General features: G+C 34.2%; 1 protein-coding gene. It reads left to right on the top strand.

The features are described from left to right. The coding region (locus tag GXK56_RS27620; RefSeq protein WP_243156295.1) for a reverse transcriptase domain-containing protein at positions 1-231 on the top strand (231 nt) is incomplete at both ends.

The following is a 231-nucleotide window of genomic DNA, read 5'->3' as shown; positions in this document are numbered from 1 at the left end:
TCATGAGTAAACTTGAAAAGAAGATACAAGACAGAAGATTGTTATCATTAATAAGGAGGTACCTCAAAAGCGGAATTCTCATTAATGGGATTTCAGTAACAAGTGAAGAAGGAACACCGCAAGGTGGTCCATTAAGTCCATTATTAGCCAATATAATGTTAGATGAATTGGATAACGAACTTGAAAGACGAGGTCACAAATTTTGCAGATATGCAGATGATAATAATGTAT

Source organism: Clostridium sp. C2-6-12 (assembly GCF_009928485.1).
In the GTDB taxonomy this organism is placed as follows: Bacteria; Bacillota; Clostridia; order Clostridiales; family Clostridiaceae; genus Clostridium.
The sequence above is the reverse complement of the archived record's forward strand: the minus strand, read 5'-3'. Positions and strand labels throughout refer to the sequence as shown.